Raw genomic sequence first — 17,825 nt, 5'->3', positions numbered from 1 at the left:
TGGAGACTCACCGATAAGGTGCATAGTCGACTCCACGACATAAGGTGAACTTGCTCAAGTTCAGTCGGGGAGGACGCAAAATGTCAAAGATTGTTGCTGAATTCATCGGGACCTTTGCTCTGGTTCTATTCGGCTGCGGCGCGGCGGTTCTTGGCGGAGACCATGTCGGCCAATTGGGCACCGCCCTGGCCTTTGGTTTCGCGATCATCGCTCTGGCCTATGGGATCGGTCCGGTCTCGGGCTGCCACGTCAATCCGGCCGTCAGCCTGGCGGCGTTCGTGGCCGGCCGGATGAGCGCCAAGGAGATGGGGCTCTACTGGGTCGCCCAGTTCGCCGGCGCCCTGGCCGGCGCGGCCGTGCTGGCCTGCATCGCCGGCGGGACCGCCCATGGCCTCGGCCAGAACGGCTGGGGTCCCGGCTATCTGGGCGCCTATTCGCTGCACGCCGCCCTGGTGTTCGAGATCGTGATGACGGCGCTGTTCGTCATCGTCATCCTGGGCGCCACCGGCGCTGACGCCGCGCCCGGCTTTGCCGGCCTTGGCATCGGCATCGCCCTGGCGGTGATCCACATCGTCGGCATCCAGGTGACGGGCGTCTCGGTCAATCCGGCCCGCAGCTTTGGGCCCGCGGTGCTGGTCGGCGGTCAGGCCCTGGCGCAGCTGTGGCTGTTCTTCGTGGCCCCGGCGATCGGCGCGATCCTCGGCGCGCTGCTTTATCGCTTCAAGATCCTGAAGGTGGGCTGACGCTCTCGGGCGGTTCGTCCGGCGGGATCGGAACCGCCGGCGGCTGCGGCCGGTTGCTCTCGCCCGGGATCAATCGGCCGCCCGACCCGATCAGCGACCGGTAGGCATCCGCTTGTCGCGAGAAGTCCGCGCCCCGAGGCAGCACGGCGTCGAAGCGCGGATCACGGCCGGCCGCGGCGCCTACGGCGGCCGCCAGGATCGGCGCGATCGAGCCCACCTCAGCGTCGTCGCAGGCGCGGCGCAGGTGGCGCGCCTGCCCGGGGACCAGCAGGGTCACGTCCCACGAGACGCCATCGACGCACAGGGCCGACACCGCGCCGCCGCCATAGTCGACGATGACCGAGCGCGGTTGGCCCCAGGCCGGATCGCCGGACAAGGCTTTCAACGGCGCGATCTGGATGTCGGCGAGCTCGGCGTTGATGTCGACCCGCCGGCCGATCTCGGGCGTGCAGCAACCCAGGCCCGCGCGCGCCTGGACGAAGGCGCGGCCGTCGCGGCGAAGGGTGACGCGGACCACGGCCTGGCGCACGCCGCGCGCGGGCCGGGCCCAGACCTCCAGGATTAGCTCGCCGCGCTTGAGCACCTGGCTCTGCAGCGGCGGTAGGCCCCACAGGCGGTAGAGCAGGGGCTCGACGCCGTTGTCGATCGGGATGGGCCGCTCGTCGCGGCCGAGGCGGCGATTGTACAGCGGTTCGAGTTCCGACGGCGGGCGCGGAACGTCCGGCGACCACCAGGTCGCCGGATCAGGAAAGGGCGCGGGCGGCGGGCCTTGCTGGACGGCGGCGAGGGCCAGGAGCCCTGCGATTAGTCCGGTCAGGCCGCTCATCGCTTACATCCCTTCGACGCCCCGCTCGATGGAAAGGACGCCCGTGCGGGAAAGTTCCACCAGGCCTAGCGGGCGCATCAGGTCCAGGAACTTGTCGATCTTGGACGGCGCGCCCGAGATCTCGAACACGAAGCTTTCCAGCGTGGTGTCGACCGGCTTGGCGCGGAAGATCTCTGCGATGCGCAGGGCCTCGACGCGATCGACGCCCGAGCCGCGCACCTTGACCAGGGCCAGCTCGCGCTCGACGCCGTTCGGGTCGCGGGTCACGTCGTGCACGCGGCGGACGTTGACCACCTTGTTCAGCTGGGCCTCGATCTGCTCCAGCACCTGACGCGTGCCGCGGGTCACCACGGTGATGCGGCTGGTGTGGGCCTTGCGATCGGTCTCGGCGACCGTGAGGCTCTCGATGTTGTAGCCCCGCGCGGCGAACAGGCCGACCACGCGATGCAGCACGCCGGGCTCGTTGTCGACGAGCAGGGCGAAGGTGGCGGTCTGCTCGACCTGCCCGGTGGGGCTAAGGTCGTAGGCCGAGGCGGGAGCAGGTTGGACGTTGGCGGTCATGGATCGCTTCTATGCCAAAAGGATAGGGAAGGGCGAGGGCGTGGCGCGCCTTACACCAACCCCGCGCCCTCGGCCCCGATCACATTCCCGATGTCCTCGACCTCGCCCATGATCATCTCGTTGTGGGCCTTGCCCGAGGGGATCATCGGCAGGCAGTTTTCATGCTTCTCGACGCGGCAGTCGAAGACCACGACCTTGTCGCTGTTGATCATCTCCAGGATCTTGCCGTCCAGTTCGGCCGGGTCCGAGCAGCGGATGCCGACGGCGCCATAGGCCTCGGCCAGCTTCACGAAGTCGGGCAGGCTGTCGGAATAGGAGTGGCTGTAGCGCTCGCCGTGCAGCAGCTGCTGCCATTGGCGGACCATGCCCATCCACTCGTTGTTCAGGATGAAGATCTTGACCGGCAGGTCGAACTGGATCGCGGTCGACAGCTCCTGGATGCACATCTGGATCGAGGCTTCGCCGGCGATGTCGACGACAAGCGCCCCCGGATGGGCCATCTGTACACCGATGGCGGCGGGCAGGCCGTAGCCCATGGTGCCCAGGCCGCCCGAGGTCATCCAGCGATTGGGATCCTCGAAGCGGAAGAACTGCGCCGCCCACATCTGGTGCTGGCCGACTTCCGTCGTGATGTAGACGTCCTTGCCCTTGGTCAGTTCATACAGGCGCTCGACGGCGTACTGCGGCTTGATGACCGTCTCGGAGCGCCGGTAGTTCAGGCACTGGCGGGCGCGCCACTGGTCGATCTGGGCCCACCAGTCGGTCAGGGCGGCCTTGTTCGGCTGATGCCCGCCGGCCTTCCAGGCGGCGATCAGGTCTTCCAGGACGCTACCGGCGTCGCCGACGATCGGCAGGTCGACGCGGACGTTCTTGTTGATCGACGAGGCGTCGATATCGATGTGGATCTTCTTGCTGCCCGGCGAGAAGGCGTCCAGGCGGCCGGTGACGCGGTCGTCGAAGCGGGCGCCGACGCAGATCATCACGTCGCAGTCGTGCATGGCGTTGTTGGCTTCGAACGTGCCGTGCATGCCCAGCATGCCCAGCCACGCCGGATCGGCCGCCGGGAAGGCGCCCAGGCCCATCAGGGTCGAGGTCACCGGCGCGCCTGTCAGGGCCTGGAATTCCCGCAGCGCTTCGCTGGCCTTGGGGCCGGCGTTGATGACGCCGCCACCGGTGTAGAAGATCGGGCGGCGGGCGCCGGCGATCAGCTTGGCCGCGTCGGCGATGCGGTTGGCGTCGCCCTTGGTCTTGGGCGCATAGGCGTGGGTCGAGGCGACTTCCGTCGGGCCGTAATATTCGCCCTTGGCGAACTGGACGTCCTTGGGGATGTCGATCAGCACCGGACCCGGACGGCCGGTGGTGGCGATCTTGAAGGCCTCGTGGATGATCTGCGGCAGGTCGCGGACGTCTTTGACCAGGTAGTTGTGCTTGGTGCACGAGCGGGTCATGCCGACGGTGTCGGCTTCCTGGAAGGCGTCGGTGCCGATCAGGTGGGTCGGGACCTGGCCGGTGATGACGACCATCGGGATCGAGTCCATCAGGGCGTCCATGATGCCGGTGATGGCGTTGGTCGCGCCCGGACCCGAGGTGACCAGGACGACGCCCGGCTTGCCCGAGCTGCGGGCGTAGCCTTCGGCGGCGTGGGTCGCGCCCTGCTCGTGGCGAACCAGGATGTGCTGCAGGCGCGGCTCGTGGAACAGCGCGTCATAGATCGGCAGGACCGCGCCGCCCGGATAGCCGAACAGGACCTCGACCCCCTGGTCCACGAGGCCGCGAACCACGATCTCGGCGCCGGTCATGGCGCGATCGGCGGTGTCTGCGGGAGCTTGGCTCTCGATGGTCTGATGGGCGGTCATGGGACGGATCCGGATGGGGAAGGGCGGAAAGCTGGACTGGTGGTAGGCGGAAAAGAAAAAAGGTCCCGAAGGACCTTTGCGCGCGCGACCGAGCTACGACGTGACTTCAAGGTCACCCCGCGAACGGCCGCTCCATAAGTACGATCATGGTTTTGCGCACGAGTCTTGCTCCAAAGCTACGGAATGGGTCATGACATGCGCCAGCTGGAGCGTCAAGGCGCGCTTTGCCGCAAGGATGTGCCTTTTCTGGGCGGTGTGACCTTACCGGAGATTCACGTGACAGGGGCAGGTTTTCCCCGCCACGGTCGCGCGCCTGAAATCAAGGAGCGTGAGAGTGTTCGGACGGCGTGAATTCTTGGCCGGAGCGGCCGCCCTAGGTCTTGTCGAAAACGCATCGGCGACGGTGCTGTCCGGCCGCGCGGCGGACAAGGCGGTCGACGCTTTCCTCAAGCTGCAGCCGTTCCAGGGCGTGGTGCTGATCGGCAAGACCGGCAAGCCGATCTACTCACGGACGGTCGGGTTCGCCGACATCGAGGCCAAGACGCCCGCCACGCTGGACACGCCCTATGTGATCGCCTCGATCTCCAAGTGGCTGACCTCGACGGCGATCCTGAAGCTGGTCCAGGCCGGCAAGCTCGATCTGGACGCGCCGATCTCGACCTATCTGCCCGATTACCGCGCCGACACCGGGGCGAAGGTCAAGCTGCGCCACCTGATGACCAACATCAGCGGCGTGCCGAACGGTTTCGCGACCTGGACCAAGGCCAATCCGGATCCGGATCTGTTCAAGAAGAGCTTCACGACCGCCGAAGCGGTGAAGCTGTGGTGCTCGGGGGATCTCGCCTTCGAGCCGGGGACGAAGTTCGATTACGTCCTGACCAATTGGGTGATCATCACCGCGATCATCGAGGCGGTGACGGGCAAGGCCTATGCGGAGGCGATGACCGAGCTGGTCACCGGGCCGCTTGGCCTGACTCGCACCACGCCGGTCGATCCGCCCAACATCGCCGCCTCGTACCGCACGCTGGAGCCGCTGGTTCGGCAGACCAACGAGCGCTTCCCGTTCTTCGCGGCCAGCGGGGGTTACGCCAGCACGGCGGGCGATCTGCTGAAGGCCGCGCACGCGATCTTCGACGGCGGGTTCCTGCCGCCGGACCGCAAGAAGCAGCTGCTGACCGTGGGTTGGCCCGACCAGGACTATGCGCTGGGCGGCCGGGTGAAGAGCCTGTTCGCCGACGGCATGCCGCGCGTGTTCGCCTGGGAGACGGGCAGGGCGGCCGGCTACCGTTCGGTGCTGGGCCACCGCTTCGACGACCAGACCACCGTCGTGCTGCTGAACAATACCGGCATCACCCAGAAGGCGATGGACGAGTTCGCCTACAGCCTGTTCGGGACGGTCTAGGCGGCGGGCTGGGCTTCCAGCGTCTGGGCCAGTTGCTCCAGCGCAAAGGCGGCGAAGGCTTGCATGTTGGCGGGGCGTTGGTCGCCGCCGGTCTCCAGCGTGGCGCTGACCGAGACCTCTTCGCCGACCACGGCCGAGCAGCAGTGGCCGGGCGCGTCGCCATAGCGGTTGCCGTCCGGCCCGGCCGCGCCGGTCTCCGACAGGCCCCAGGTCGCCTTCAGGTTCTTGCGGGCCACGCGGGCCAGCATCACGGCATAGGGCTCGCTGGCCGACCGCAAGCCGTCCATGGCCTTCTGCGGAATGTCCATCAGCGTCAGGCGGGCCCGCGCCGTGTAGACGACCGCCCCGCCGACATAGAACTTCGACGCCCCTGGCACGGCCAGCAGCGCCGCCGAGATCAGGCCGCCGGCCGAGGACTCGGCGATGGCGACGGTCTCGCCCCGGGCGGTCAAGGCGGCGGCGACACGTTCGGCGAGGGCGTTGAGGTCGGACATCGGGCTTCCTTGGTGTTGCCCCTCCATAGGGCCAAGGCGCGGGCGTGCAAACAGGCGTGATCGACAGCTATCGCCAAGATTGAGCGGGCGTGCTCATCATGGCCAAGCTCAACCTCGGAGATCCTCGTGCTGCTGCAAGCCGCCCCGCCGCCCGCCGCGACCGCGCCGGCGCCACCTCAGCCGCCGACCTTGCAGCGCTTGGCGCCGGTCTCACAGAAGGCCAAGTCGCTGACCCTGGCCAAGGCCGGCCGGACCGAGAGCGTGGTGGTGCGCTACCAAATCTTCTTGCGCACGATCGCCAAGCCGGGCGCGGTTCCGGCCGTGCCGGAAGGCGTGACCGTGTCGGCCATCCCGTGCGCCTGGACCGTCGAGTCGTACCTGCAACGCGACCTCTGCTTTTACTCGATCAGTGGTTTCCTCGGCTGCGAGGAGGGTGCGACCAAGCCGCTGCAGGCCATCGACAACGGCCAGACCGACCTGCCCGCCGGAACAGCCTGCGAAGTCTTCGCCAAGCCGGTAACGGCCGCCGAGGATCGGGTGATCGCCACCCTCGACCGCCTCAAGGACCAGATGTTCGACGAGGACTACCAACTGGCTGTAAAGCCGCGCCTGGTCCGCACCGGCGTGACGATCACGGAACGCTGACCTTCTCCCAGTCCGGCGTCTGGTTGCGGAACCAGGTCAGTTGGCGCTTGGCGTAGCGGCGGGTTTCCTGCCGGGCGGCGTCCAGGGCCTGGTCAAGGGTGGTCTCGCCGCGCAGGTGGGCGGCGAATTCGCGATAGCCGACGGCCTTTAGGGCGGGCAGGGCAGGATCCAGGCCTCGCGCCTCCATGGCCGCCACCTCGTCCAGCGCGCCGTGCTCGACCATCACCGACAGCCGCGCGTCGCAGCGGGCGTAGAGGTCGGCGCGCGGCGGATCCAGCACCACGCCCTTCCAGCTTCCAGGGGCGAGCGCCGGCTTGGTGTCGGTCTGCCAGGACGTCAGCGACTTGCCGGTGGCGATGGCCACGGCGTGGGCGCGGACCAGGCGCTGGCGGTCGCCGCTCTCGATGCGGGCCTCGGCCTCGGGGTCTAGGGGCTTGAGGATCTCGCGGAATTCCTCCTCGCCCCGGGCGGCATAGAGCAGGCCGGAGATCTCGCGCTGGGTGTCGGGCACCGGCGGCACGTCGGCCAGGCCGTGGGTCAGGGCGCGGAAATAGAGGCCGGTGCCGCCGACGATGATGGCCGGATTGCCGCGCGACTCGATCTCAGCCAGCACCTTGATGGCAGCCTCCTGCCAGCGGCCGACCGACCAGCCGACGGCGGCGTCGACCACTTCGAACAGGTGATGCGGCGCGCGGGTGGTCTCTTCGGGAGAAGGGCCGGCGGTCAGGACACGCAGGCCGGCATAGATCTGCATGGAGTCGGCATTGACGATCTCGCCGCCGGTCTCCTCGGCCATACGCAGGGCGTAGGCCGATTTACCGCTTGCCGTCGGGCCGGCGATCAGTGTGATCTGCGTGGACAATCTCTGGTCGAGCTCACGGTGGGAGATACGAATGAACGGACATTCCATGAAACGCGGCCTTGGCGCCATCTCGATGACGATCGCGGCCCTGATCGCGGCGCCGGCCATGGCTCAGACCTCCGTGTCCCTCCCGCCGCCCGCGACCCTGGACGAGCGGCTGGGCTGCGGGATGATGTTCGTGTCGTTCGATGAGGTCGTGAAGGTCATTCCAGCGCTGGGGCAGCGCTTCGGGGGCCCAAATCGCGAGGGCGGCATGGCGATGATGCGGATGGTGGCGGCAAATGCGACGGTGACCTACAACGCCGCCTTCGCCGAGGCTGCCGCCCAGGGCGTCAGCCCGTCCGACACGCATCGGCGGTCGGTCGCCTTCCTTGCCCAACGTTTCGAAGGCGTGAAGGACATCAAGAGCGGCGAGGGGCGACGGGCGACGATGGCGCTGTTCAACCGCTGTGCGACGGTCATGGCGACACCCGCTTCTTAAAGTCTGCCGCTCGGGGTTGACGCGGCGGCCGGTGTCCAATAGCCGCCACGCCATGCTGGCCATTACGCTCGTCTCGTCCGATCCTTTCGCTCTGAAGACGGCGCGCGCCGCCGCTGTGGAAGCCTTCCCGCAAGCCGTTGAGACGGCGCTGGGCGAGGGTGCGATCGACTTGTTGGTCGAGGGCGAGGTCGCGGCGATCAAGGCGGCAGTCGTGATCGCCGTCGCCGATCTGCCGGTCGACTTCGCGGTCCAGTCCGCTGAGAACCGGCGCAAGCGCCTGCTGATCGCCGACATGGACTCGACGATCATCAACGTCGAGTGCCTGGACGAGCTGGCCGATTTCGCCGGGGTCAAGGAGCAGGTCTCGGAGATCACCGAGCGCGCCATGCGTGGCGAACTGGCCTTCGAGGGCGCCCTGCGCGAGCGGGTCGGCATGCTGAAGGGCCTGGGCGTCGAGGCGCTGCAGCGCTGCTACGACCAGCGGGTCCGGTTGAACCCGGGCGCCGAGACCCTGGTCCGCACCATGGCCAAGCACGGCGCGCGCTGCGCCCTGGTCTCGGGCGGTTTCACCTTCTTCACCAGCCGGGTGGCGCAGGCGGCGGGCTTCCACCTGAATCGCGCCAACACCCTGATCGAGCTGGACGGCGTCCTGACCGGCCAGGTCGGTGATCCGATCCTGGGCAAGGAAGCCAAGCTGGCCGCGCTCAACGAAGAGACGGCGGACCTGGGCGTGACCCCGGCCGACGCCCTGGCCGTGGGCGACGGCGCCAACGACCTGGCGATGATCGAGGCCGCCGGCCTGGGCGTCGCCTATCGCGCCAAGCCGATCGTGGCCGCCCAGGCCCACGCCAAGGTCGATCACACCGACCTGACGACCTTGCTCTACTTCCAGGGCTACACGACCGAGGAGTTTTATAAGTGAGCTTTCCCCGCCGGGTAGACGCCGTCGTCTTCGACATGGACGGCCTGCTGCTGGACACCGAGATCGTCTATCGCGCCGCCATGATCGAGGCCGGCGCCGTCTTCGGGGTTCAGTTCACCGGCGAGACCTATGCCTCGATGGTGGGCAAGACCACGCCGGAGTGCGGGGTCATGCTGCGCGAGCTGTACGGTGAGGAATTCCCGGTCCAGGCCTATTTCGAGCGGGTCTGGTCCGACGTCGAGGACCTGCTGGCGGCCGAGACCAAGCTGAAGGCCGGGGTCATCGAGATCCTCGACTATCTGGATGATCTGGGCCTGCCGCGCGGCATCGCCACCTCGAACGGCATGGTCGCGGTCGAGAAGTATCTGGGGCGCTTCGACCTGCTGCACCGCTTCAACGCGGTGGTCGCCCACAGCGACGTGACCAAGCACAAGCCGAACCCGGATCCCTACCTGCTGGCCGCTGAACGCCTGGGCGTCGACCCGGCCCACTGCCTGGCGTTGGAAGACAGCCACCCCGGCGTGCGCGCCGCCCACGCGGCCGGCATGATGACGGTGATGGTGCCCGACATCCTCGATCCGAATGAAGAGATGCACGACAAGTGCGTCCACATCGCCGACAGTCTGCACCACGTGCTGGACCTGCTGAAGGTGTCGGTGGAAGAGGCCGCTTAGGCGCTCTTGCGGGCTTCGTCCTGCCGCGTCTCTTTCGGGGCCGGCAGGTCGATCGACCATTCGCCGAGGAAGTCGACCAGCTTGTCCAGGCCCATCGGCTTGGCGATGTGATAGCCCTGGGCCAGGTCGCAGCCCATCAGTTGCAGGACCGCCAAGCCCTCACGGGTCTCGACGCCCTCGGCGGTGACCTTCATGCCCAGGCTGTGGGCCAGGTCGACCGTGGATTTGACCAGCAGGGCGTCCTTGCCGCCGGCCTCCAGGGTCATGACGAAGGCCTTGTCGATCTTCAGCTCGTCGGCGCGGATCTGTTTCAGATAGGCCAGGGATGACAGGCCCGAGCCATAGTCGTCGATCGATACCGGGATGCCGGCCTCGGCCAGGCGGTCCAGCACCGACAGGGCGACGTCGGGATTGCCGATCACGGCGGTCTCGGTGATCTCGAAGCACAGGCGCGCGCCGGCGGCGGTGACCTGGGCGATGGCGTATTCGGCGAAGGCGTGGTCGTCGACCAGGCGGCCCGAGATGTTCACCGACATCAGTACGTCGTGGCCGGCGCTGCGCAGACGGGACTGGTCCTCGATGGCCTGGGCCAGGACATAGTCGGTCAGGGCGCGGATGTGGCCGGTTTCCTCCGCCATGCCGACGAACAGGTCGGGGCGGATGAAGCCGCGGGTCGGGTGGTTCCAGCGGGCCAGGGCCTCGACGCCGGTGATCTGGCCGGTGCGAAGGTCCAGCTTGGGTTGATGGTTCAGATAGAGCTCACCCTTGCGGACGGCCTCCAGCATTTCGCTCATCAGAGAGAGGTTCGCGGCCGGGTCGCCGTAGGCGACGGGGTCGAAAGCCATCAACTTCCTGTGGGCGGCGCGGGCCTGGTCCAGGGCGATCAGAGCGCGTTCGATCAGGCGGCCGGCGTCCAGTTCATCGATCGCGGTCGCCGCCAGGCCGTGGGTGATGTGCACGTCCACCGGTTCGCCGCCGACCTGGATCGGAGCTTCCATCACGGCCAGGGCGTCGTCGGCGCGGGCCAGCAGGTCGTCCAGGCTGTTGGAGGCCGTGACGACGCAAAGAATGGATGTCGTCAGGCGACCGACCAAGGCGTTCGGCGCGTATTCCATGATCCGCTGGCCCAGCTTGGCCACCAGTTCTGTGGCCAGCTCGTAGCCGATGGCGGCGCGCACCTGCGGGAAGCGGTCGAAGCCGATGGCGCTGATCACCACCTGCTGTCCCGGCTCAAGTTCTGCCAGGCGCATCTGGATGGCGCGTTCCAGGGCGCGGCGGTTGGGTAGGCCGGTTTCGCCGTCGTGCAGCGCCTGGCGGATCATGTCCGCCTCGCGCTCGCGGATCTCGGAGGCCATCTGATTGAAGCTTTGGGCAAGGCGCCCGATCTCGTCCTGGGTGGTCACCTCGACGCTGACGTCCTGGCCATCGCGCAGGCGGCTGGCGGCGATGTCCAGGGCGACGATCGGCTTGGTCAGGCCGCGCGACAGGGCCCAGCTGGCGGCGGCCACCAGGGCCGCGCCGATCAGGCCGACCATGATCACGGCGGCCATCAGAGGACGATAGGGCGCCATGGCCTGGGCCACGGGATAACGCAGCACCAGGGCCGCGCCGGAGGTCTTGTCCAGGGCGCGGATCGGCTTGACCAGCACCAGGGTGTCGGCGCCGCCGCGCAGCAGGGCCGGGGCGCGCAGCTTGTCGTGCATGGCCTTGGCGACGAAGGCGGTCAGCGGCTCGTTGACGGGGCCGGTGTCGGCCGAGACCCACTGGTCGCCGCGCTGGTCGAAGACCTGGGCGTCCAGGCCGATGGCCGACAGTGTCTCCAGGGCCTGCATCTCGGGCTCGTCCAGCTTGGCGGCGAAGACGATCCAGCCGGTCAGGGTGGGCGACAGGATGGGGGCCGAGATCAGCTGATAGGGCTTGCCGTCGATGGCGAAGACGCCTTGCGCGCCGTCCTCGGCGTCCAGCGCGCTCCACAGCTTTTCGAGGTCCAGGCGGGCCGGATCCAGGCCCACCACCTCGCCGTCGACGCCGACGGTGAAGGCCACATCGAGGCCCAGGCGCTGGCGCAGGTTGGCGACCGCCGACTCCACGGTCGGGCGGTCGTGGGTGGCGACGGCGGCGCGGAAGCCGAAGTCGCGCGACAGAAGCTCGGCCCCGTCATGCAGGCGCTGGGTGCGCAGGGCCCAGATGCGGTCGAACACCGTGCCCGACGCGGCCATTTCCTCGCGCACCGCCCGCTGGGCGTTGCTGGCGATCGCCACGTAGACCGTCACCGCCACGACGCTCAGCGCCAGGGCGAACAGCCCGGCATAAAGGACGGTCAGCTTGGTCTGGAGGCGCTGGAACATCGGCGGATCAGTGTCCCGCCGGGGCGCGCAGCTCGACCGACACCTGCTCGCGTGCCGCGCCGCCGGGCAGGCTGGTGGTCGACAGGGTCTTCTCGTTCTTCATGGCCCGCATGTACGGGTGCCAGACGCTGGCCTTGATGGCGCCGGCCGGGACATCCTGGATCGTGACCACGCCGTTGGCGTCGGTCTTGCCGGCGTACTGGGTGTCGACCACGCGGATGAAGCCGACCATCTGGTCGTGGATGTTGCAGCCGATCGCCGCGACGCCGACCGTGCTCATCCTGGCGGTGCGGTTCTCTTCGTGGCCGTACAGCTTGATCTCGAACTTGTTGCCGGCCGAGAACGAGTAGACGTGGTGGCGCACCTTATCGAGGTTCGGGAAGGCCACGTCCGCGCCGACCGGAACGATCAGCATGAACGGCGTGAACTGGATGTTCTGCTGGGCCACGCGATAGGGCCAGGGGAACTTGATCGGCCCCTTCGTCGGCTGGCCGTTAGGATAGACCATGACTACGGCGTCGGGCACGGGCTTGCCATCGGCGCCGCGCACCGTGACGGTGAAATCACCCGCCAGGGCTGGTCCAGCCCAAAGCATGGCCATCAGAAGTAGAACGAGGCGCTTCATGAGGCCTTTTCTAGCGCTTACGGGATGAAATGCTCGTTAACGTGTAGCTAGGGGTGCGACACGGGGTGCGACACTATTCCGGGTATCGGGCATTTACTTGGAAACCCTCTGTAAAAGCTTCGCGGTCACGGTCCCGATCGTCGGCGCTCGAGTGGGGCTTGTCGCCGGCTCTCTGTGGAGGGGGCTATGAAGCGACTTTCGAGCGCGGCGATCGCCGCGACCCTGCTGGCCGTTTGCGCGTCTGGCGCCCAAGCTGGCGAGATCGAGACTGGCGGCAAGCTGTTGCTGACCCACGGTGTCAGCACCGTCGAGGGCAGCGCGGGCGGGGGTCTTTCGACCTGGGCCGTGATCGCCGGCAACGACACCAATCACGGCGTTGGCGGCGAGGTCCACGGGACCTATGTCGACGTCAAGGACTACAGCCTGCGCACCTATGGCGCCGCCGTCGGCTGGCATGACCGCATCGAGCTGTCGGCCGCCCGCCAGGAGTTCGACACCGGCGCGACGGGCGCGAAACTCGGCCTGGGCAAGGGTTTCACCTTCAAGCAGACGGTGCTGGGCGCCAAGGTCCGGGTGCTGGGCGACGCCGTCTACACTCAGGACACTTGGGTCCCGCAGGTCAGCGTCGGGGCCCAGTACAAGGACAATAATCAGGACGCCATCGTCCGCGCCGTCGGCGCCAAGAAGGACAGCGGCGTCGACTTCTACGTGGCCGCCACGAAGCTGCTGCTGAACCAGTCGCTGGTGCTGAACGGCACGGTGCGCCTGACCAAGGCCAACCAGTCGGGCCTGCTGGGCTTCGGCGGCGACCAGAACGACAGCTACAAGCCGCAGTTCGAAGGCTCGGCCGGTTACCTGCTCAGCAAGCGCCTGGTGGTTGGGGCCGAGTACCGCACCAAGCCCAGCAACCTGGGCTTCGCCAAGGAAGACGACTGGAAGGACCTGTTCGTCGCCTATGCCGTGAACAAGCATCTGTCGGTGACTGGGGCCTATGTGGACCTGGGCGACATCGCCACCTTCAAGAACCAGCGCGGGTTCTACCTGTCGCTGCAAGCCGGCTTCTAAGGGGACTGAAACGATGAAAAAGACCTTCGTCCTCGCCGCCGTTGCGGCTCTGGCCATCACCGGCTCGGCCTTCGCTCAGGACGCCACGCCGCCCGGCGAGAAGCCGGTCGACGCCTACAAGCAGTCGAACGCCAATGCCGGCGCGACGCCGATGACGGATGCCAAGGTGTTCGAGGCCTTCCACGGCAAGGAAGGCATCGACCGCATCGTCGAGACCATGGTCGAGCGCAACTTCGCCGATCCCCGGATCAAGGACTTCTTCGCCGCCGCCGATAAGGTGCGCCTGAAGCGGACCCTGAAGGAGCAGTTCTGCTACATCCTGGGCGGCGGCTGCGACTACACCGGCAAGGACATGAAGAGCTCGCACAAGGACCAGGGCACGACCAATCGCGACATGAACGCCCTGATCGAGAACCTGCAGTTCGCCATGGACCAGGAGAAGGTCCCGTTCGCGGCCCAGAACAAGCTGCTGGCCAAGCTGGCCCCGCAGCAGAAGGACATCGTCGAGCGCTAAGGCGCTTGAAATGACTGGCGGTCGCGCGGATATGAGGCCCTCCTGACTGGAGGCCTCCCCGTGACCGCAACCCTAGACGACGCCCGCGTGGCGCTGGACCGCATCGTCGACCCGGCGAGCGGGCAGGGGCTGGTCGCCGCCGGCCTGGTGCAGGGCCTGGTGGTCCGCAACGGCCGCGCCGGCTTCATGCTGGAAGTGCCGGCCAGCCAGGCCGCGTCCTACGCCCCGATCCGCGACGCCGCCGAGAAGGCCCTGGCCGCTTTGCCCGGCGTCGAGCAGGCCCAGGTCGTGCTGACCGCCCAGGCCGCCGAGGGCGCGACCCGAGTGCGCAAGGGCGCCAAGGTCACCGAGGACCCTCAGGCCAAGATGGTCCCGCCGCCGGAAGCCGAGAAGCCCGCCCACGTCCGCCACGTCATCGCCGTGGCCTCGGGCAAGGGCGGGGTGGGCAAGTCCACGGTCTCGACCAATCTGGCAGTGGCGTTCGCCAAGATGGGCTTGCGCGTCGGCCTGCTGGACGCCGACATCTACGGCCCCTCGGCCCCCAAGATGATGGGCGTCGATGGCGATCCGCTGTTCGAGGACAATAAGCTCCAGCCGCTGGAAGCCCATGGCGTCAGGCTGATGTCGATCGGCTTCATCGTCGACGAGGGCAAGGCGATGATCTGGCGTGGGCCGATGGCCTCGTCGGCCGTCCGCCAGATGATCCACGACGTGGCTTGGGGCTCGGAGGCGGCGCCGCTGGACGTGCTGGTCGTCGACCTGCCGCCCGGCACCGGCGACGTCCAGCTGACCCTGGTGCAGAAGCTGCGCATCGACGGCGTCGTGCTGGTCACCACGCCCCAGGAGATCGCCCTGATCGACGCCCGCCGCGCCGCGGCGATGTTCGAGAAGACTGCGACGCCGATCCTGGGTCTGATCGAGAACATGGCCTTCTTCGCCGATCCTTCGACCGGCGCCCCGATCCCGATCTTCGGCGAAGGCGGCGGCGTCGCTGAGGCCGAGCGCCTGAAGACGCCGCTCTTGGGCCGCGTGCCCATCGAGATCGCCGTCCGCGTCGGCGGCGACCAAGGCGTTCCCGCCGTGATCTCCGAGCCCAAGGGCCAGGCGGCCCAAGTGTTCGTCGAGGCGGCCAAGACCCTCTGGAAGAGCGTCAGCCACTAAGCAAAAAGCCCGCCCGGATCGCTCCAGGCGGGCTTCTCGTTTCAGCTTTCGCTCAGCCTTAGAAGCTGAAGCGCGAGCCCAGCGACAGCACGACGGCCGAGCCCGTCACGTCGCCGCGCAGGCGGACGGTCGAGCTGGTCGCCGTCACGTCGTCACGGGTGATCGTGGTGTCGTCGAAGCTGATGTAGCTGATCGCGGCGTCCAGCTTGATGTTGTCGGTCGCGACCCAGGTGGCGCCGGCGGCGTACATCATGCGGTCGCCGTCCGGCACGCGGGCGGTGCGGCCGACGTCCGGGGTCGGGGTCGGGTCGAACTGGACGCCGGCCCGGAGGGTCAAGCGCGGCGAGGCCTGGTAGTCGACGCCGGCGGCGTAGGTCGTCACGTCCTTGTAGTTCTGGGCGCTGGTCGAGCCGCCGCCCGGGAAGGTGACGCGGATGGCGTCGAACTCGCCCCAGCCCACGCGGCTGACCGACGCGTTCAGGGTCCACGCATCGTTCACGGCCCAGCGGGCGCCCAGGTTGGCGATCCAGGGCAGGGTGATCTTGGCCTGGCCGTCGGCGGTGAAGTTGTTGGCGGCCGGGATCGGGGCCAGCAGGCCGGCGACCTTCACCGTGCCGTCAAGCTTCTGGTCGATCTTGCTGCGATAGCTGGCGCCGATCGTCAGGCTCTTGGACGGGTGGACCTGCGCGCCGACCGTGTAGCCATAGGCCCAGCCGTCGCCCTTCAGCGACTGCGAACCATCGGCCTGCAGCGGCGAGATGTTGGGCAGGGCGTTGGTCAGCTCGGCGTCGGCGTACAGGGCGGTGACGCCCACGCCCAGGTCGATCATGTCGTTGACGCGGTAGGCCACGACGCCGTCGACATTGATGGTCCGCAGGTGCGACTTCAGCGCGTCATAGCGGGTCCAGCTGTCGGCGTTGTACTCGGTCGTGAAGTTGTACGGCGCGGCGACATTGATGCCCAGCGACAGCTTGTCGTTGATCTTGAAGGCGACGCCGCCGTTCGGCACGACGCCGTCATTGATCGGGTCGTAGGCGATGCCCGCGCCGCCGATCGGGGTGGTCACGCCGGCCGGCGGCACCGGGCGGGTGATCGTCGAGCCGTTGTTGGTGACCTTGGAGTTCACCTGGATCATGTTCAGGCCGAAGACGGCTTCGCTCTTTTCGATGCCGGCGATCGAGGCGGGGTTCCACCACAGGCTGCCGACGCCCTTGTCGGCGACTTCGCCCGAATAGGCGCGACCGGTGCCGCGCACCGACTGTTCCTGGAGGTAGAAGGCCGAAGCCGAGGCCTGGGTGGCGGCGACGAGCGCCAGCAGAGCGACGCCGGCGGCGAGGCTGTTACGCGAGAGAGACATTTTACAGCGACCTTCTTGGGGAGGAAGAGGCCCGCCGAACGTCAGGTGACGCTCGAGGAGCGCCGCGTTTAACGTATCTGTTCAAATAGCGTTGCTATAAATTGTCCTGAACAGCAATTTTGTCAGTTTTGCTAAAGAAGCGGGGCCGCGAAGGCCCCGCATCAATCACTGTTATGTCAAAACTCTACCGAACCTTGTCCGGAATGTGTCTATGCTTACGTTAGGTCAGCCGCCGGCCATCTTGCGGAAGAACTTCTGACCCTGCTCGCCGCCGTTGAAGTAGGCCTTCTGGCCGTCCTCGGCGGTGATCTTGTCCCAACTGTCGCGAACCTCTTCGGCCGACAGGCCGTCTTCGCCCAGATAGACGCCCTCGGTCTCGTAGATGCGCGACAGGGCGAAGGCCCCGGCGCCGGCGGTCAGGATCGCGCCGGTGGGGGCGTCTTCCGAGGCCAGGTACACGACGCCCGGCGTGACATATTCCGGAGCCAGCTTGGCCAGCACTTCCGGCGGCATCAGGCCCACGGTCATGCGGGTGGCCGCGACCGGGCTGATGGCGTTGATCTTCACGTCGTTCTTGGCGCCCTCGAGCTTGAGGGTGTTCATCAGGCCCAGCACCGCCATCTTGGCCGCGCCGTAGTTGCTCTGGCCGAAGTTGCCGTACATGCCCGACGACGAGGTGGTGACGACGATGCGGCCGTAGTTTTGGGCCTTCATGATGTCCCAGACCGCCTTGATCGGCTTGAAAGTGCCGAACACGTGCACCTGCATGACCAGCTCGAAGTCGGCCAGGTCCATCTTGGTCAGGGTCTTGTCGCGCAGGATGCCGGCGTTGGCGATCAGGATGTCGATCCGGCCCCACTTTTCCATGGTCGTCTTGACCATGTCGGCGACGCCAGCGTCGTCGGTCACCGAGGCGCCGTGGGCGATGGCCTCACCGCCGAAGGCCTCGATCTCGGCCACGACCTTCTGGGCCGCTTCGGACGAGCCGCCCGAGCCGTCGACGCTGCCGCCCAGGTCGTTGACCACGACCTTGGCGCCCCGCCGGGCCAGCTCCAGGGCGTGCTGCCGGCCCAGGCCGCCACCGGCCCCCGTCACGATCGCCACCTTGCCGTCGAAGCGGATGTCCGTCATGCCCGTCGTCTCCTCAAACGCGTGTTCGGTTTGGCCGTGTTGTGCGGCGCGGGAGAGGGGAGGTCAAGGGGAGCGCTCCTTCGCCGCACGCACGATCGTTCGACTTCACGCGGCGGTCCGCTGAAGCGATGGAAAGGGACGCGGAGCGCCGGACAGCG

19 protein-coding genes are annotated in these 17,825 nt (G+C 67.6%); 9 read left to right on the top strand and 10 right to left on the bottom strand.

Features of this window, described 5'->3' with window-relative positions:
• Positions 1-80 precede the first annotated feature (80 nt).
• Complete coding sequence (locus tag AC1RR5_RS18655; RefSeq protein ID WP_492923779.1) at positions 81-743, top strand: aquaporin; 663 nt, start codon at positions 81-83, stop codon at positions 741-743.
• Here the strand turns inward: AC1RR5_RS18655 and AC1RR5_RS18650 are convergent.
• From AC1RR5_RS18650 to AC1RR5_RS18635, 4 genes are all read right to left on the bottom strand, one after another.
• Positions 721-1,569 (bottom strand): hypothetical protein, encoded by an 849-nt coding sequence (locus AC1RR5_RS18650; RefSeq protein WP_492923777.1) that lies wholly within the window; start codon positions 1,567-1,569, stop codon positions 721-723. The genes AC1RR5_RS18655 and AC1RR5_RS18650 overlap by 23 nt on opposite strands.
• Before the next feature lie 3 nt (positions 1,570-1,572).
• Positions 1,573-2,130, bottom strand: coding sequence for an acetolactate synthase small subunit (gene ilvN, locus AC1RR5_RS18645; protein WP_492923775.1), 558 nt, complete (start codon positions 2,128-2,130; stop codon positions 1,573-1,575).
• Positions 2,131-2,180: 50 nt separating this feature from the next.
• Entirely contained in the window at positions 2,181-3,986 is a 1,806-nt protein-coding gene (locus AC1RR5_RS18640; protein WP_492923773.1) for an acetolactate synthase 3 large subunit, read from the bottom strand.
• 112 nt (positions 3,987-4,098) lie between these two features.
• Positions 4,099-4,146 carry a hypothetical protein gene (locus AC1RR5_RS18635; protein ID WP_024265762.1) on the bottom strand — a complete coding sequence of 16 codons (48 nt, stop codon included), beginning with the start codon at positions 4,144-4,146 and terminating at the stop codon, positions 4,099-4,101.
• 174 nt (positions 4,147-4,320) lie between these two features.
• On the opposite strand from AC1RR5_RS18635, the gene AC1RR5_RS18630 reads away from it, so the two are divergent.
• Entirely contained in the window at positions 4,321-5,388 is a 1,068-nt protein-coding gene (locus AC1RR5_RS18630) for a serine hydrolase domain-containing protein (RefSeq protein WP_492923771.1), read from the top strand.
• On the opposite strand, the gene AC1RR5_RS18625 is transcribed toward AC1RR5_RS18630, so the two are convergent.
• Positions 5,385-5,882 carry a CinA family protein gene (locus tag AC1RR5_RS18625; RefSeq protein ID WP_492923769.1) on the bottom strand — a complete coding sequence of 166 codons (498 nt, stop codon included), beginning with the start codon at positions 5,880-5,882 and terminating at the stop codon, positions 5,385-5,387. The two genes, AC1RR5_RS18630 and AC1RR5_RS18625, sit on opposite strands and share 4 nt — an antisense overlap.
• Positions 5,883-6,008: 126 nt before the next feature.
• On the opposite strand from AC1RR5_RS18625, the gene AC1RR5_RS18620 reads away from it, so the two are divergent.
• Positions 6,009-6,527: a hypothetical protein gene (locus AC1RR5_RS18620; RefSeq protein ID WP_492923767.1), complete on the top strand. Its 519-nt coding sequence runs from the start codon at positions 6,009-6,011 to the stop codon at positions 6,525-6,527.
• Here AC1RR5_RS18620 and miaA read toward each other — a convergent pair.
• Positions 6,514-7,437 (bottom strand): tRNA (adenosine(37)-N6)-dimethylallyltransferase MiaA, encoded by a 924-nt coding sequence (gene miaA / locus AC1RR5_RS18615; RefSeq protein ID WP_492924113.1) that lies wholly within the window; start codon positions 7,435-7,437, stop codon positions 6,514-6,516. The genes AC1RR5_RS18620 and miaA overlap by 14 nt on opposite strands.
• A gap of 25 nt (positions 7,438-7,462) precedes the next feature.
• Here miaA and AC1RR5_RS18610 point away from each other — a divergent pair, with 25 nt between their 5' ends.
• The 3 genes from AC1RR5_RS18610 to AC1RR5_RS18600 are packed head-to-tail and all read left to right on the top strand — an operon-like array spanning position 7,463 to position 9,466.
• Positions 7,463-7,870, top strand: coding sequence for a hypothetical protein (locus AC1RR5_RS18610; protein WP_492923765.1), 408 nt, complete (start codon positions 7,463-7,465; stop codon positions 7,868-7,870).
• A gap of 52 nt (positions 7,871-7,922) precedes the next feature.
• The gene (gene serB, locus AC1RR5_RS18605) at positions 7,923-8,792 is read left to right on the top strand and encodes a phosphoserine phosphatase SerB (RefSeq protein WP_492924111.1); all 870 of its coding nucleotides are present in this window, start codon (positions 7,923-7,925) and stop codon (positions 8,790-8,792) included.
• Complete coding sequence (locus AC1RR5_RS18600) at positions 8,789-9,466, top strand: HAD family hydrolase (RefSeq protein ID WP_492923763.1); 678 nt, start codon at positions 8,789-8,791, stop codon at positions 9,464-9,466. Before serB ends, AC1RR5_RS18600 begins: the two co-directional genes overlap by 4 nt.
• Here AC1RR5_RS18600 and AC1RR5_RS18595 read toward each other — a convergent pair.
• The gene (locus AC1RR5_RS18595) at positions 9,463-11,814 is read right to left on the bottom strand and encodes a putative bifunctional diguanylate cyclase/phosphodiesterase (RefSeq protein ID WP_492923761.1); all 2,352 of its coding nucleotides are present in this window, start codon (positions 11,812-11,814) and stop codon (positions 9,463-9,465) included. The two genes, AC1RR5_RS18600 and AC1RR5_RS18595, sit on opposite strands and share 4 nt — an antisense overlap.
• 7 nt (positions 11,815-11,821) lie before the next feature.
• The gene (locus AC1RR5_RS18590) at positions 11,822-12,439 is read right to left on the bottom strand and encodes a cupredoxin domain-containing protein (RefSeq protein WP_492923759.1); all 618 of its coding nucleotides are present in this window, start codon (positions 12,437-12,439) and stop codon (positions 11,822-11,824) included.
• Positions 12,440-12,625: 186 nt separating this feature from the next.
• Between AC1RR5_RS18590 and AC1RR5_RS18585 the strand changes: the two genes are divergently transcribed.
• The 3 genes from AC1RR5_RS18585 to AC1RR5_RS18575 are packed head-to-tail and all read left to right on the top strand — an operon-like array spanning position 12,626 to position 15,179.
• Positions 12,626-13,504, top strand: coding sequence for a DUF3034 family protein (locus tag AC1RR5_RS18585; protein ID WP_492923757.1), 879 nt, complete (start codon positions 12,626-12,628; stop codon positions 13,502-13,504).
• A gap of 13 nt (positions 13,505-13,517) precedes the next feature.
• Entirely contained in the window at positions 13,518-14,018 is a 501-nt protein-coding gene (locus tag AC1RR5_RS18580) for a group I truncated hemoglobin (protein WP_492923755.1), read from the top strand.
• 60 nt (positions 14,019-14,078) lie between these two features.
• Positions 14,079-15,179, top strand: a complete 1,101-nt coding sequence (locus tag AC1RR5_RS18575) for an Mrp/NBP35 family ATP-binding protein (RefSeq protein ID WP_492923753.1) — start codon at positions 14,079-14,081, stop codon at positions 15,177-15,179.
• 58 nt (positions 15,180-15,237) lie between these two features.
• Here the strand turns inward: AC1RR5_RS18575 and AC1RR5_RS18570 are convergent, their stop codons facing one another.
• Together AC1RR5_RS18570 and AC1RR5_RS18565 are read right to left on the bottom strand one after the other, a co-directional pair.
• Positions 15,238-16,536 (bottom strand): outer membrane protein transport protein, encoded by a 1,299-nt coding sequence (locus AC1RR5_RS18570; protein WP_492923751.1) that lies wholly within the window; start codon positions 16,534-16,536, stop codon positions 15,238-15,240.
• Between the two features lie 225 nt (positions 16,537-16,761).
• Complete coding sequence (locus tag AC1RR5_RS18565) at positions 16,762-17,667, bottom strand: SDR family NAD(P)-dependent oxidoreductase (protein ID WP_492923749.1); 906 nt, start codon at positions 17,665-17,667, stop codon at positions 16,762-16,764.
• Between the last annotated feature and the right edge of the window lie 158 nt (positions 17,668-17,825).

It is taken from the genome of Caulobacter sp. GW821-FHT11E11 (assembly GCF_058808315.1).
Note: the sequence above shows the minus strand (reverse complement) of the source record. Positions and strands in the feature narration are given on the sequence as shown.